Source organism: Lentibacillus populi, from assembly GCA_014642895.1.
GTDB lineage: Bacteria > Bacillota > Bacilli > Bacillales > Amphibacillaceae > Lentibacillus_C > Lentibacillus_C populi.
The window spans coordinates 53,729-68,081 of record BMJD01000012.1 but is presented as its reverse complement, the minus strand read 5'-3'; the positions used below and the strand labels follow the sequence as shown (position 1 = coordinate 68,081).

Here is a 14,353-nt window from a genome sequence, read left to right as displayed (position 1 = left end):
GTCGGTCAACTATAATTAAACTTGTATTTATCGATGATTTTTAACGTTTATCAGTAGTGGCCTGCTAGCCTGCAGCTTTTCCTGCTTTATCAGCGACTTCCCGATCTTTTTGGCCCTTGGATTACGTGATTTACATGAATATTCTAGTCGAGCTCTATATCAACAATGTCACCTGTATTGACATCAACATTCACTTCATATTCAACGCCTTGTTGTGTTACAATTTCTACCTCATAGACAGGTATTCCATGCTCCGTGTCCAACTCTACTCTGACCACTTCACCTGGTACTTGCTGTGTTGCGATATTCATCGCCTCTTCCATCGTTATTCTGCGATGCCAATTTGAACCGTTTTGATTATAACCTTGGTGTTGCCAATTAGGATGGTATGCCGGATTTGGATTGTTCCAATTTGGCTGTCGGTATGGATCAGGATTAGGCTGATTCCAATTCGGATGGTGCGATGGATTCGGTTGGTTCCAATTATAATTGTACATTCTCGTTTCCCCTTTTCAGCTTAAGATTCTCCTTATTATCCTATTCATTCGCCTACTTTGGGTGATGTGTTTAGATGAAAATGGGTATTGACCTATTGCTCGAAGAAACCATTTTTTGAATAAATGTTACTTTTCTGTTACTTATATAAATAAAAGACAGGAATTGCTCGCACAATTCCTGTCATATCAATGTTTTTATATTTAAACTTACATCATGCCCGGCATATTACATTTGATTATTTCGTATTTCGCCGGGCTTTCTAACGTTAGTATAATAGTAAAAAGTAGTATCAACTTCTGATTTATTTATGCTCGATTACTTATTATTACTTTTTATTATTACTTTTTGTATTACGTCAAACAATAGCGGTCAACACACCATAAATAAATCACACCTATTTTAACCAATTTGGAACAACACAAAAAAAGCCCCTCGAGTGAGGGGCTTTAGTTAATAATGCTTTGTTGCATTTTCAGCAGATTTAAATATCAGATTTATAAAAAAGTTTGATCATTATCTACTTTGTATTGTTTCATTAAAGCGCCCGATAGTTGAAAAAGTCATATTCCAGACATTCCTGCAATTATCACAAAGGTAGTCCAAAGAAAACCACAAATTAATATAATAAATGTCGCTATCCCCAACATTGACAGTCCAAATATTAATTTTCCTTTCACGTTTACTTTCCTAGTAATTGCTATTACTAAGAAAACTATACCCATCAACCAAATAAAATAAGTGAAAGCAACTCCAACCCAATACCAAGTCAAATCATTTCCCCAGTATGCCATACTTTGAAATGCACTACTCATTAAAAATACACCTATTGCACATAACAGCGATAAAAACACAAAAAATTGTTTCGTTTTGATTAAGTCCATCTCATTTCTCCTTTTACTTATGTCGCAAAAGTTAGCCCTTTTGTTGAATTGTCTAATCCGCCTAGATCGATGTAATTGTATCAAACTCTTTTATAAATTATCAAACTTTATTTAAGATGATAAAGCTTTATTATAAATTATCAAACTTTATTTCAAAGTTACAAACGCCACCTTTTCCACTTCTCATTCGATAATAAATATAGGAGGGGTTTTTCTAATGGAAAAAATTATTGCTGGTCATTTAATTGGATTTGGAACTTTGCAGGAATGGGGGGATTATGAGGATTATATTTGGCACGGCGGTGCTATGTCTGAGGAAAGGTATAATGTTTGGGCTGATACACCTAGTAAGAAAGAGTGTGATCGGATTTGTGAGGAGTTGTCTGGAGAAGTAGTTGAATATAAAATAAAAAACCCTTTATGAAGGGTTCATTATACTATCTATAGGACAGTAGGAAAATTTATCAAAATCATGTTGATTATAATAGTCATTTGAATGAATTAAGTGATGGTAATCAATAAAAACTGGTGTCAGGTAATTGTTTGTATAATCATGTATGGCAATAAGCCTAATATTTTGAGTTACACCAAATTGCCATAACTGTGGTCCTGCAACCTTTTGAGAATTAAATTTGTGTCCATGAATCTCTTCGGTAATTTTAAGTACTAAATCTAGCTTGTCCTCGTCAATAGGATGACAATGTCGCCACCCTTTTGTTCCAGCTTCCTTAATCATATCATTACCATTTCTTTGAATTAAAGGAATTACTTTATGGAACAACTCCGTTATGTATTCAATAAACATATCTTTGTCTTTCAGTTTGTTTGTATACTTTTCTTTTGGTACTGAAACGCTTTTTAGCCAGTTTTCATTCGATAAATCAAACGTTAAAGGGGAATCAGACTGAATTGGTCTATTCCCCCTAACATTTTTAGATGCAACACTTTTATTATTTTTCTTTACCTTTTTCGTACCCATTAATCCACATACTCAACTTCCTGAATATAATACGAAAAAATATCTTCGTCTGAAATAAGTGTGTTACATCTTTCGATAGGGCTACAATCCCCTCTTGCCTTTTTCCATGGTTCTTCTTGATGAGTAATACTTTCTAACTGGTTACCATTATAATCACCATACTCATCCCACACCTGATTTAAAATATCTTCGATATCTTCATCAAATTTAATTTTATAATCTTCTAATCTAGCTATATCGTGATAACCAAATGTTTTAAAATCATGGTAAACAGATGGTAATACCGGCCCGTGTACCCAGGCTTCAAAATTGTTATCGAACAACTTGTTTTCGAGATTTTCTACATCCTCGTTTTGCAACGCTAATGTCCACGAATAAGCATAATATAATAATTTTTGCAGCTTCTTAGGTGACATGGAATCCTTGGATAAAAACCAATTGATCACATCTTGTACTTGATAATACCCGTTTTGATCTCTTTGAGCATATTCAACCAATGCGGTCACCCTCCTTATAATTTTCAGAAAAAAATAAAAAAGTAATATCTTCTTTATTTATTATAATACAACGGATAAAGATTGTATACATTTAAGAAAAAAATTCACAAAAAAGATGATTTTATTATGTTATATCCCATTTCAAGGAAATATAAACCAAAGAAGGTGATTATAAATCAAATTAAATCAACACAAACTAACGTTGCTTAGCCCCTCGAGTAAGGGGCTTTAGATAATAATGCTTTGTTGCATTTTCAGCAGATTTAAATTTGAGATTTATAAAAAAGTTTGATCACTTTATAGTGTCTCTTCCATATTTCAAGAACGGTCTGTTATTTTTTTAAAGCTATCCATGTTGCTGAACCAATTCGCTACAAAGAAAAGGGATAGATAAATAAAAAAGTCATAAATCATTGGCCATCCTTTTGGATCGTAAAAATCAATCATTGCAAAAAAGTTCATACCTATAAAAGCCCCAATTCCAGCAAATATTAAACCTTTTAAAAGTGAATTAGCTCTTGGTTTAATTTGAAGAGCAAACATAATTGTAACAGGAGCTAATGAAAAATGATAGGGAAGAAATAAAAGTGGAGCTATAGGTGAAAATTTCATGGGGTAAGACCACAGCCCATAAGACAAGGCAATAAGGTCAATTATTAATGACAAAATGATGGTTACAAATCCTCCAATAAGAAGCCGACCCGTACTTTCTTTATTTCTAAAAAGAAACCATATTATCCAAGGAATAATAAATAGTCCGATCCCAAACCACCATTGCCATGTAAACATAAAGACATTATCAACTGCTTCGGACATCGAGTTATTCATTTCTATTAGCTGTTCGTAGGCTCTTTCAACCTGTTTTATTCCTTCTTTTACTGTCATTTTTCAATCCACCTCATATACCCCACTTTTACGTGTGTTTTAATGGTTATCTTTTGCAATTTATTTTCCTTTTATCCGAATAACAAATTTATAAGTGTTTATTTGCAAGCAGAGCTACTTTGTTTTAAATCGATAGTTCGGAATAATGCCCCCCTTTTCCCCTTCTCATTCGATAATAGTTATAGGAGGGATTTTCTTATGGAAAAAATAATTGATGGTCATTTAGTTGGGTTTGGTACATTGCGGGAATGGGATGATTATGAGGATCATATTTGGTTTGGTGGTGCGATGTCTGAGGAAAGGTATTATGCTTGGGCTGATACGCCTAGTAAAAAGGAATGTGATCGAATTTTCGAGGAGTTGTCTGGGGAAGTAATTACTTATAACAAGAAAAATAACGACTGATTTGATAGACTTGTCTTAACTAAAAAGATGAAATTGGAGAAAACAATGGAAAACATCTTAGAGTGGTCGATAAGTAACAATTTAAATTTAATTGAAGTATGCATAATTGTTCAATTAGAAAAAGCCTATCCTCAAACATTTTCTATCGAGGAAATGGTTTCCGATACAACTGGGCAGCAGATCGTAAAGAAAAATATGCATAGCTTAGTCGCAAAAGGGTTTGTTGAACAAAGGTTTGATAAATATAGGATTAAGGATAATACATATGGAGGAAAATAAAAATGTTGATTGTATCCTATAAGTTTCAGATAGAGCCTATGGTTTTAAAAGCATAATAAAATGGCCCTGGCGGGGCCATGTAAATACATGTTTTTTATATATTGGATTAGCACGAAAATTTTATTTGGTTGACATATAACTTTAAAAACCTTAATATAAATATATACATAGACGCTTGGTAAGGCGTGTTAGTTGGACTAATGCTTCCCTTACTGGGCGTTTTTATATTTTTTAATATCATAAATACATGCCATCTTCCTGTAATGTGTCCCCCCACTGGTCATTCCATAAATTTTATTACCATATGATAATAAAAATTGTCTAATTTCCCCAGGTTCCGAGTCGTAAACACATCTTATGACTAAATAACTTAGCTTCCTACTGTTAGATGGTATTGTCTCAAAGATTTCTTCTAGTGATGAAAAATGATTTTCGTAATAGGAATCGATATCTCTTTTTATGCTATTGTTAAAGAAATCATCGACCTTCATATTACATAATCTATTCACTTTACTTTCAAGTGTTAACTCGCCATTATAGTTTTTAATATATTTGTGTATAGGTAGTATATTATTTCCTCTTAATAAATTCGGTATCTGAATTTCAATAAGCAGTTTTTGTCTCTCATTGGTCCTGATCTTGTTTTCTAGTGACCCGGTTAAAAGGTCATCAAATAAATCCTCTGGCTGTATTCCTGTGATTCCAACAGAATCAAGAAAATTATCTTTTTTGGTTATGGCCACAACAATTTCATCATCATCTATAGCAGTCTCATTATCCACCAAATTAATAAACTTCTTTTTTTGTCCATTATCATTTTGAACAATATCGTATACTATATCCTTTATATGTTTTAAATCTTTAAATCTTACTTTTTTCTTTAACTTCTGCATCTCCTCCAAAATGGGGGTGAAACTTGAAGTTACAACTTTTGTAAAAGTGATTTCAACATTGTCAATTGACATAGCGTATGTACCAATAGAAGGGATTTCCTGATTTTCACTGTATTCAATCATAATTAACCTCTTCTCAAATACTTTATAGTCTTCTACCTCATCTATACATTGAAATATATCCAATAATATTGACCTTATATTTTCATCGGAAACTGAATACCCCATAAAAATCACAGGATTCTCAGTAAATAGATTAATTAATTTTGCTGACAAAACTTTTCTTTTTTTCTTAAATTTTTGATAGTCCTTGGAGGTTAAAACCAACGAACTCGGATTGGTAATACATCCGTGTATCTTGAATAAAGTTCCTAGCTCAGAATTTTTAAATATGTCTTGACCGACAATTTTGTCATGCTCAGTAAATATGTAATCCTCAAACAATGTATCATAGTTGGTTGTAATAACTGTTAACATTTTGTCTCTTAGTCTTTTAAACAATTCAATTTCGTAATTCATCTCCTCATTCAGACTATATTCACTAAGCATTTTTGCGATAAACACCTTAAGTGGATTCTGTTTATTTTCAACATCAAGGCTTTTAATGTTTCCTTTATAAAATTCTTTATTGAAGTCTCTTTCAACTTTAGTACCAATTTTTTCATTAATAGAAAATTTATTTATCTGATCAGATTCTAATTCATATTCGACATCAACTTTATACTCCTATACTTATTTTCCGGATCTGCATTATATTGAGAAATGCATTCAATTAATAATCGTTTCCAATCATAACTGTTTGACGTATATCTTTTTGTTATTCCTGAACCAGCAAATATAACTGGCAACATTTCCGAGCTAGCCAAATTATCAAATATCTCCTGAATACTTTTCATTAACGTTCCCCCCTAAAATCACCATTCTAACAACATTATATAACAAATCTTCGAAATTTTACATTGTCCTATCTATAGAACTTTGCGAATGGTGGGCTTGCCCCCTAGTTGAATTTTGGGTATTAAAAAGCACCGCTATGGGTGCTTTTTTAATCAAGATTTATTTCCTCATTATAACTCGTCCAATACTCTGCTCCATCGTCTTCTTTAACACGTATATCTGTGCCATACGAGTTCTTTTGCACATCAACAACTGTAATATCTTTAGTAATCTTGCCAGTCATCCCTTTTTCTAATTCTTTTTCTTGATTCATATCAAGACCTCCTTTAAATATATTTTATCCTATTGTTTAATCGATATGACGGATTCTACGTAAATATCCCCTTTCAGGTGGTATGGAATCCACAATTTGCTGAAATGCTGTTATAGAATCTTCATCTCTATTTAGGTCTGGAATGTCAAATTTATCAAGAGAACTTCTGCTAATAGTAAGATTCTTATCCTCCTCTTCTTCGTAATACTTTATTTTATCAATTATAACATTTTCTGAATTTAAGGCTGCAATAACAACTGGATTGTTATTAACTTCGCCTTCGTTAGTTGCTTTTATAAGTATTAGGTTTGTGCGTGAATCATCATTATTCCAAAACTCAAGAAATCCATTATTAATTATTGGATTATCTGAAACATCATGATTACATGCACGCCTCTCATTTAAATTACTGAACTGTGCTTCGATAACCCTTGCTGTGTTAAATATCCTTTCAAATATTTCATTTCCTTCAGGAATTTGGGTAGGAATTACATTAAAATTAATATTAAATACCGCTTGGAAGGCATCATTTAGGATATCAATTAACCTACTAGAAGTCCTACCAGGATTCAAATTAACAGGTGAATAATTTCGGTTTTGTATAAGTAAATTCCTAGTGTAAAAATCAAATGCAAAAATCGTTCTTTCATATGGTTCTATGTCTTGGACAGGCATAAGGATTTTATCATCATTTAATTCATTGGTATTCGGAACGTACTCTTCACTAATACTTCCAACCAAGATTCCATTTTGGTGTTCTACGTCCCCGTTAATCAAGTAATCCAGTCCTTGACCTGCATTTAAAGGATCTAACCCTCTTAAGTAATAAACCATCCTGGATAATGCATCATCATCAAATTCCACTTGTTCATATAATTGGAAAATTTTAAAATTCAATTTTGTACCCCCTTTTTTATCTTATTTTTATTCTTTCGACAAAAAGGGACTATTTTCCTTCTTTATATTACAAATTAACTAAAAATATTTTTTGTATATTATTACTTTAACCAGTAAAAACTTAAACAGACTATGTGGAACTCTCTTTATGCCCCCAAGCAATTAGAAAGGGCCTTCTTAAAATTTTTTTTGCAAATAATTATAAAACCATAAAGGATGGTGAATTATTATGAATGGTCGTAGAGGTATGTTAACTTCGGTAATAACTGTTGGTGCGGTTGGTGCTGCTATATATGGTATTACAAGGGGTGTTCAAAACGGAACTTTCAGCGTTTGACTCAAACCACTTCTAATGCACTGAACAAGCTACAACAAGGCACTAATGCAATGCAAAACATGGCAAGTAATATGCAACAAATAGCCAATCCATTGCAAGGACAGACAACAAACCAAAATTCGGAACAACAAATAGGAAATACCAATCAAAGTAATCAGTTATAATTCATAGACAGAAGGATGGATCTCCAAATGGATAACCATCCTTTCTTTATTGTTTGAATAATTTAAAACAAACCGTTAATACTAAAATCGCTATGAATCAACCATCCTTGAGCCCCTCGTTTGTGAGGGGCAATTTTTTATTTATTTAACCAACACAAGACATTCGGAGGTTTACATGAGTATAAATTACCATATGTACAGTTTAGCAAAAGTTGCCTGTCATACCATACTAAAGTTATATTCGATTGTAACTTATAAAATTGCATAAATTAATCCATACCGTTAAAAATATAACATAGCCACGAGACTCCTATATCAGCCCCTCGAAAGAGAGGGGCGTATTTTTACCCACGCATCTTCTTAAGCAATTGCGCGTTTTGCGATGCGGTACCACTATAATTTTTAATACCGTACTTAGCCGCTAACTTTTTCCGATTAGCAAACGACGAATTGACATCAATTGATTTCAGATAATCGACAATCGAATGTGTTTTCATATCGCCTTTAGGTTTTCCGAATTTACTCAACTTTAATTTGTCTCCAGGATGAATGACATCACTTGATAGATTGTTTAAATCTTTAAGCTGTTTAACTGTCATACCATGATCTTTCGCAATGTCCCAAAGCGTGTCGCCCCTTTTTACAGTGTAGGTTCCTTTACTACTTTTGCTGCCGGAACTAGAACTACCCCCCGATTTCTTTTTCAAATTAAAGGCTTTTGCAATACCATTAACATGGCCGCGTGCAACATCATTAATCCAACTTTGGGTTTTCATTTTAGCTACATCATCCGCATTATCAATAAATCCGTTTTCCGTCAATACAGCTGGCATTTTGGATTCACGCAATACATGCAAGTTTGCTTTTTTCTTGCCGCGATCAGATAGTCCGTTTTTCTTCATCACTTCCGTGTGGATATGATCGCGGATTTTTCCTGTTTTGGAATTATCGGCAATCGTTGTATAAACAAAGTCCTCATATCCAGCCCCACCACCTGCGTTAATGTGGATGGACAAGAAAAAGTCTGCTCCCCATGCGTTAGCTTCATTTGTCCTTTGTGTTAGCGTTGGAAAAGTGTCGCCGGTACGTGACATCTTAACTTGTACACCATCATATTCGCCAAGGAATTGTTGCACTTTCTTGGCAATTTTCAAAGTAATATCTTTTTCTTTAATTCCATTCCCAGATGCACCTGGATCGCTACCGCCATGACCTGGATCTACATAAATCTTAACCATAAATAATCTCTCCTTTTTATTTTTCATATAAGAAAAAGACACCCTGCTGGATGCCTTAATCAACCTTCTTTTCTTTCAGTTCGTCAGCTTGCGGTTCATCATAATCCTTCAATCTTCCTTGGAATATATTAATAGCCTTTTTAATTGCACCAGGAATAGGCAAATTTAATCGCCCTGCATTTTCTAGGATTGAAACCAATTCGTTTACGATATAAAAGTAGATAGTAGCTGTCATAACAAACTCATCAATACCCGCCACATCTAACAGCACTAAATCGATCACATGTGCAACCGCCACTATGCCAAAGATAAATACCTTTTTCCCAATTCCCCAGAACCCAATGCGACTGGATAATTTGCCTTCATACGCACTTGCTGCAATACCTGTTAAATAATCTGCTACAACGAATACTACCAATGCTAAAAGCGACACTGACCACCCTCCGAACAAATAAGAAAAGACCACAGCAAGTGCTGCAGTCCCTGTTTTAGCTGTATTAATAATCATGTCAATCATCATTACCCTCCTATAATTTTTTGCATAGAAAAAGCACCCCGTGTGGAGTGCCTTAACTAAATAATTTTGCTTCCAATTTTTTCGATTCTTGATTCAATGATTCTTTTTCTTCTTTTAAACTTTTCATGCGTTCAAGAACTTCGGTATTTGTGATATCTTTTTCCAATTCTTTTGAAGCATCAAGCAGTTTCTCGTCAATAGAAATGATTGAATCTATCACATTCTGAAGTTTTTTATTTGCTTCTAGTTTTTCTTTTAACCCCATTATCTCACCCCCGCTATTTAATTTATCGGCAAAAGGGGATGATACTTTAAGCTAAAAAAATAGCGCCATTTAGCGCTCGATCAAATCCTCCCGACCTTCAGCAATCAAAATCGCATCCACATCAGCCTTAAACATATCTGGTACTCGGTTGTAATCCCACTTCCCTCGAATAATATAAGTTGCAAACAACATAGCCAACATTGACTCACCTTCCCATTATTAATTCTGTTAGTTCCATTAAGGCAATAGCATTCATTTCCTCATCAGATGGTAAGTTCTGCTTTTCTTCCTCTTCCGCGATTAGCTGTTTTTGATATTCTTCATCTTTGATGAGTTTACCATTTTCATATTTAAAGACGTTTGCATCATATTTAAATATTTCATGGTTGTCCGGTACCTCTAATTCGATTGCACCTTCCATTTTTCCATAAGACAAACCGCCAGAGATGTAATTATTGTCGTCTACTACAAAATAAATTTTAACCATAGCACCATCTCCTAAAATTCCAAAACTTCCCTTAAACACATATTACGATTAACACCATTACCGTTATTGTTATGCCCAGTTATTTTTGTGTTAGATATATAGTAATACTTAAACACTTCAGTTTCATTCCCACTCCTTAAATACGTCCTGTGTCCGCCTGAATCATATGCGACGCTTTTAGGGATATAGGTAAATTGCCAATCAGTATCAGTCGGCCCGTTACCTATGACATAGTTACTCCATTTTAAAATCCAACCGTTTGTACAATCCTTTAATGGTTTTTCCGGTGTAATAACATGAGAGGCATTCAGATATATAGCACCAGCCCACAATGTTTTTTGCTGATTAATCACAGGATAATATCCTTTGTACATTTCCCAAACAGAATCTTCAGGCTGGTAAACTCTAGGCATTATTCCTTCCACAAGTTGCACCCCGTCACACTGTACCCATTCAGTATTTCCACCAGAAATTTTTAAGTCAAGTTCGTCTCCGCGTTTAAAACTGGTAGGGACTGTGAATGTAACTGAATGTCTAACTACACTATAGTCATCCGGCACAGGAGCGAATATTTCGTTTAACAATCTGGTCCTTGTGCTATTGCCGTTGTTATCCCAAGCGATATAATCTACCTCAAAGCGTGGTTGACCGCCACCAACCACATTCCATTGTCGTTTAAAAAATCCAGACAGTGTATACATCTTGTCACCGCCGATACCTTCATAGATCCTTTGCCTTACAAAGTGGGCATTTCGTACACATATTGCCTGTTGCCCGTAAATCGCCAGGGCTTTTGCGTTATCAGGGCTCCATTGTATTGCGACTCTGGGGTTCCCGGATTTCTCCCAAAATCGTTGATAGCCCATTGACTCCTTCATTTCCAGCCAATTATGATCAACCGTGGTCTGCCCGAATGAGTCCTCGTCAGCTTTCACAAGTTCAAACGAATGATCCTTGATCAAATTCCTTCCGGGGGTCGCAATATATTTCATTCCAGTTACTTCATCTTTCAAGGTAAAATCACCGTTGTCCACCGTAACCTCACCGAATGTACCGCTTGATCCAGTTATGTCTCCGCTAAACCTCGCATTTCCTTCAAGATCAAACCAAGCCACCGGATTATCATTTTTATCATACTGAACAAATCCATTTATTCCGTCAAAGCTAATTCTGGCCCCGTTAGCTGCTGTGCGGATTGGAACTGCACCAACATCTAATATTCCTTTCATGATGTTTGATGCATCTTCGGAAAAATCTTTCGCATTTTTCTCTGCTTGATCAGCATATCCTTTTGCATCATCACGCACTTTTTTGTCTTGCGCCTCCGAATAAGCATTAGCAGCTCTCTCGGCAGCATCCGCCTTTGCTTTTGCCTCCGCCTTAGCTGCGTTTAAATTTTCTTCAGCTTGTTTGATACGGGCTTTCTCTTCCTCCGTAATCTTACCGTCTGCATGGGCTTTTGCTTGTTCTTCGGCAAGTTTAGCCTTTGCTTCTGCGACTTTCTCCGCCGCAGCCTGTGCGGCATTTGCTTTGTTGGTCGCATCTTTTTTTGCTTCTTCCTCTACATGGCTATCTTTGTCATCAATCACGCTTTTGTCATACGTATAATCATTCGTATAGTCTTCTGCGTGTTTTTTAGATGCTTCCAGATTTTCTCGAGCTTGTTCAATCCGTTTTCGTTCTTCCTCGGATAATTTTTTATTTGTATACTGCTTTGTTTCTACAGCAATTTGTGCTGGAAGTTCTTGTTTTTCAACACCCGATAACTCATTAAATTTATCATTTAATTTACTAATTAACGTTGGCCTTGATCGTCCAAATGTTGCCTCTAATCGAAAGCCGTCATCCTCGTAAATCTCTAAAAACTCAGTGATAGGAGCCGACATTTTTAAACCCCACGACTTATTAACAACCTGTACCTTGTCTCCTAGGTCGTAATCCTTTTCATATTGAAAAGGTGTTATTTTTTTAACGGGGGTTATTATTTCGGCATCAAGTGAATATACAGTAACCATCTCACTCATTTTCTCTTTGCCACGCTCAACAAGTTGTTGGTCTAACTCTTCCTCTGTTGGTTCTTCTTCACCATCTTCAGTTGTACCAATATCACGAGCATCAACAAAGGTTTCTATTCTATCCCATCCGGATTTGTTGCCCAAAATAATTATTTTACGGTCGATCCCTTCACCTTGACCGCCAATATAGCCTACGGTTTTAAGGTCATTGTCACTATCAACAAAAGATTGTGATTTAGTCGTCTCAAATTCAGGACTAAAAAACACAGGATTATATCCATGCAGATTCCCCTGTGTTAAGTCTTTTGCATCAATCACATCAAATATTAATTTCTTTGTTTTAAAATCGGTGAAGATGCCCCAACCTAAGCCGGTTTTTATTGAGATGTTTTCCAATTGTTCAGCTACATTTTTAAAACGCGATTCCCATTCGATATGCACACCTCTATTAAGGTCGGGCGCAACCTCAACGTGTGGCATTTTCCTTTCTGGATCAGTAGGGTTTACAAAATGATTATTTACATAATGTTTCATCACCGTTTCAGCGCTGCCACTTTTGCGATCGTGTGAAGTGTGGCTGGGCGGTACAGTTATTCGTCTGCTCATTAATCCATCCAAGGTATAACCAGTCAGCTTAAAATTTTCTGTTTCCTTCCCGTTTTCATCTAAGACGATCTCTTTTGTAATAATAATGGCCGCCTTATTGTTTTGTTTACCTAGTGATATAATATTACCTTTATTAAGTTTTTTCGCTTCATGCATGTAACGGTTTACATGTAACTCAAAGTCCGCTATACCATGGTAACTACGTCTAAACTGCAAAGATTGGTACCTGTCCATTTCACCCTCACGATCAAGAAAACGGTTATATATACGTATTGGTTGCTTCAATATAGCACCCCCTATGCCATTTTCGCTATTCTTATACGTGTAAACCATGTAGGAGGCATAGTACGACTTCCTAGGCCTGCTATGCTCACCACAAATGTTAATTCGTCGCCTTTTTCGACTGAATCGGAACCAGAACAAATAAAGAATCTATCTCTGCTGTCTGTCGCCCATCTTGCCCCTAATGGAAAGCTCTCTTTACCATTCTTGTATAGGTACATTCTAAATCCTATATTTTCAAGAACACTATCCCAGGCCATCTCAACCCAAAAATGATAGATGCCATCCTCTCTGGGTTTAAACGTTAAATTGTCGCTTGACATTTCCGATTGATTATCTTTTTCGACGGTACCAAACGGAATAGCCGTTCTTTCTTCTCGATAGTTAAACTCCTCCCAGTTAGTTGCTTTAACAAAAGATTGGTTGGGTAACGTGACAAGTCCATTCTCATTGATTCTCATACCCCGATAAATGTTATGCAGTGGAATATATCCACAAACCGCGTCATTCGTGCGTTCGTCTGTTATCTGGCTTTGTTCGATAAACGATTTACCTTTTATAATTCGTACCTGGGCAACACTCATTTCAAAAATATAATTATCACGTTTAATGCCAGGGGGAACAGGATTTGCAGCTGGAACGCCCTGTTTAACATAAGCATATATTCTGCGTTCGGCAGGATTATTGTCAAAGCATATTACGATCCGATCTATTCGGTCGTTTGTTGGATCGGCAATAGTATGCGTTAATGTCTTAGTACTATCGTTTTCGTACATGTACCCATTTGCGAAACAATAGCCCGCTCCTAATGCGACATCCATATTTGTTTTAGCTGTTACTTCAAGATCAGGTAAATTTGCAGTGTTTGAAACGCCGTTTCCAATTATTTGTGCGTGAAACCTAGCAAAGTCGGCCGCCTGATATATGCGCTGATCATCTGCAGTACTATCGAAAAAATAACTTTTTTCCACTGTGTCACTTCCTTTCAAAAATAAAAAGCACCTCATGTTTGAGATGC

General features: G+C 35.4%; 19 protein-coding genes. 3 read left to right on the top strand and 16 right to left on the bottom strand.

All coding sequences use genetic code 11. The annotated features are described in order from the left end of the window. Positions 1-143: 143 nt before the first annotated feature. Both IEX12_RS23365 and IEX12_RS09705 read right to left on the bottom strand, forming a co-directional pair. Positions 144-497, bottom strand: a complete 354-nt coding sequence (locus IEX12_RS23365; RefSeq protein WP_230856156.1) for a PepSY domain-containing protein — start codon at positions 495-497, stop codon at positions 144-146. Positions 498-1,058: 561 nt separating this feature from the next. Beyond that, a complete protein-coding gene (locus tag IEX12_RS09705; RefSeq protein WP_188725053.1) occupies positions 1,059-1,379 on the bottom strand; it encodes a hypothetical protein in 321 nt (106 codons plus the stop codon). Positions 1,380-1,596: 217 nt separating this feature from the next. On the opposite strand from IEX12_RS09705, the gene IEX12_RS09700 reads away from it, so the two are divergent. Next, positions 1,597-1,803, top strand: coding sequence for a hypothetical protein (locus IEX12_RS09700; RefSeq protein ID WP_188725052.1), 207 nt, complete (start codon positions 1,597-1,599; stop codon positions 1,801-1,803). Here IEX12_RS09700 and IEX12_RS09695 read toward each other — a convergent pair. From IEX12_RS09695 to IEX12_RS09685, 3 genes are all read right to left on the bottom strand, one after another. Further along, entirely contained in the window at positions 1,798-2,358 is a 561-nt protein-coding gene (locus IEX12_RS09695; protein ID WP_188725051.1) for a UU032 domain-containing protein, read from the bottom strand. The genes IEX12_RS09700 and IEX12_RS09695 overlap by 6 nt on opposite strands. Beyond that, positions 2,358-2,855 (bottom strand): Panacea domain-containing protein, encoded by a 498-nt coding sequence (locus tag IEX12_RS09690; RefSeq protein ID WP_286171060.1) that lies wholly within the window; start codon positions 2,853-2,855, stop codon positions 2,358-2,360. Before IEX12_RS09690 ends, IEX12_RS09695 begins: the two co-directional genes overlap by 1 nt. A 318-nt stretch (positions 2,856-3,173) precedes the next feature. Further along, positions 3,174-3,740: a CBO0543 family protein gene (locus IEX12_RS09685; protein WP_188725050.1), complete on the bottom strand. Its 567-nt coding sequence runs from the start codon at positions 3,738-3,740 to the stop codon at positions 3,174-3,176. A 198-nt stretch (positions 3,741-3,938) separates the two neighbouring features. On the opposite strand from IEX12_RS09685, the gene IEX12_RS09680 reads away from it, so the two are divergent. Both IEX12_RS09680 and IEX12_RS09675 read left to right on the top strand, forming a co-directional pair. Then, a complete protein-coding gene (locus IEX12_RS09680) occupies positions 3,939-4,145 on the top strand; it encodes a hypothetical protein (protein WP_188725049.1) in 207 nt (68 codons plus the stop codon). A 45-nt stretch (positions 4,146-4,190) separates the two neighbouring features. Continuing rightward, positions 4,191-4,424 (top strand): hypothetical protein, encoded by a 234-nt coding sequence (locus IEX12_RS09675; RefSeq protein WP_188725048.1) that lies wholly within the window; start codon positions 4,191-4,193, stop codon positions 4,422-4,424. Between the two features lie 209 nt (positions 4,425-4,633). On the opposite strand, the gene IEX12_RS09670 is transcribed toward IEX12_RS09675, so the two are convergent. The 11 genes from IEX12_RS09670 to IEX12_RS09625 all read right to left on the bottom strand — a co-directional run bounded on the left by IEX12_RS09670 (position 4,634) and on the right by IEX12_RS09625 (position 14,324). Beyond that, complete coding sequence (locus IEX12_RS09670) at positions 4,634-5,866, bottom strand: SIR2 family NAD-dependent protein deacylase (protein ID WP_188725047.1); 1,233 nt, start codon at positions 5,864-5,866, stop codon at positions 4,634-4,636. 146 nt (positions 5,867-6,012) lie between these two features. Then, positions 6,013-6,213, bottom strand: a complete 201-nt coding sequence (locus IEX12_RS09665; protein ID WP_188725046.1) for a hypothetical protein — start codon at positions 6,211-6,213, stop codon at positions 6,013-6,015. Between the two features lie 149 nt (positions 6,214-6,362). Then, entirely contained in the window at positions 6,363-6,527 is a 165-nt protein-coding gene (locus IEX12_RS09660; protein ID WP_188725045.1) for a hypothetical protein, read from the bottom strand. A 36-nt stretch (positions 6,528-6,563) separates the two neighbouring features. Further along, complete coding sequence (locus IEX12_RS09655) at positions 6,564-7,424, bottom strand: hypothetical protein (protein WP_188725044.1); 861 nt, start codon at positions 7,422-7,424, stop codon at positions 6,564-6,566. Between the two features lie 845 nt (positions 7,425-8,269). Next, a complete protein-coding gene (locus IEX12_RS09650; protein WP_188725043.1) occupies positions 8,270-9,190 on the bottom strand; it encodes an N-acetylmuramoyl-L-alanine amidase in 921 nt (306 codons plus the stop codon). Between the two features lie 28 nt (positions 9,191-9,218). After that, a complete protein-coding gene (locus tag IEX12_RS09645; RefSeq protein ID WP_188725042.1) occupies positions 9,219-9,680 on the bottom strand; it encodes a phage holin family protein in 462 nt (153 codons plus the stop codon). Between the two features lie 52 nt (positions 9,681-9,732). Beyond that, positions 9,733-9,945: a hypothetical protein gene (locus IEX12_RS09640; RefSeq protein ID WP_188725041.1), complete on the bottom strand. Its 213-nt coding sequence runs from the start codon at positions 9,943-9,945 to the stop codon at positions 9,733-9,735. 69 nt (positions 9,946-10,014) lie between these two features. Next, positions 10,015-10,146: a CD1375 family protein gene (locus IEX12_RS23360; RefSeq protein WP_286171058.1), complete on the bottom strand. Its 132-nt coding sequence runs from the start codon at positions 10,144-10,146 to the stop codon at positions 10,015-10,017. A gap of 4 nt (positions 10,147-10,150) precedes the next feature. Beyond that, a complete protein-coding gene (locus IEX12_RS09635; RefSeq protein WP_188725040.1) occupies positions 10,151-10,432 on the bottom strand; it encodes a DUF2977 domain-containing protein in 282 nt (93 codons plus the stop codon). A gap of 11 nt (positions 10,433-10,443) precedes the next feature. Beyond that, positions 10,444-13,338, bottom strand: coding sequence for a siphovirus ReqiPepy6 Gp37-like family protein (locus IEX12_RS09630; protein WP_188725039.1), 2,895 nt, complete (start codon positions 13,336-13,338; stop codon positions 10,444-10,446). An 11-nt stretch (positions 13,339-13,349) separates the two neighbouring features. Beyond that, a complete protein-coding gene (locus IEX12_RS09625) occupies positions 13,350-14,324 on the bottom strand; it encodes a hypothetical protein (RefSeq protein ID WP_286171057.1) in 975 nt (324 codons plus the stop codon). Positions 14,325-14,353: the final 29 nt, after the last annotated feature.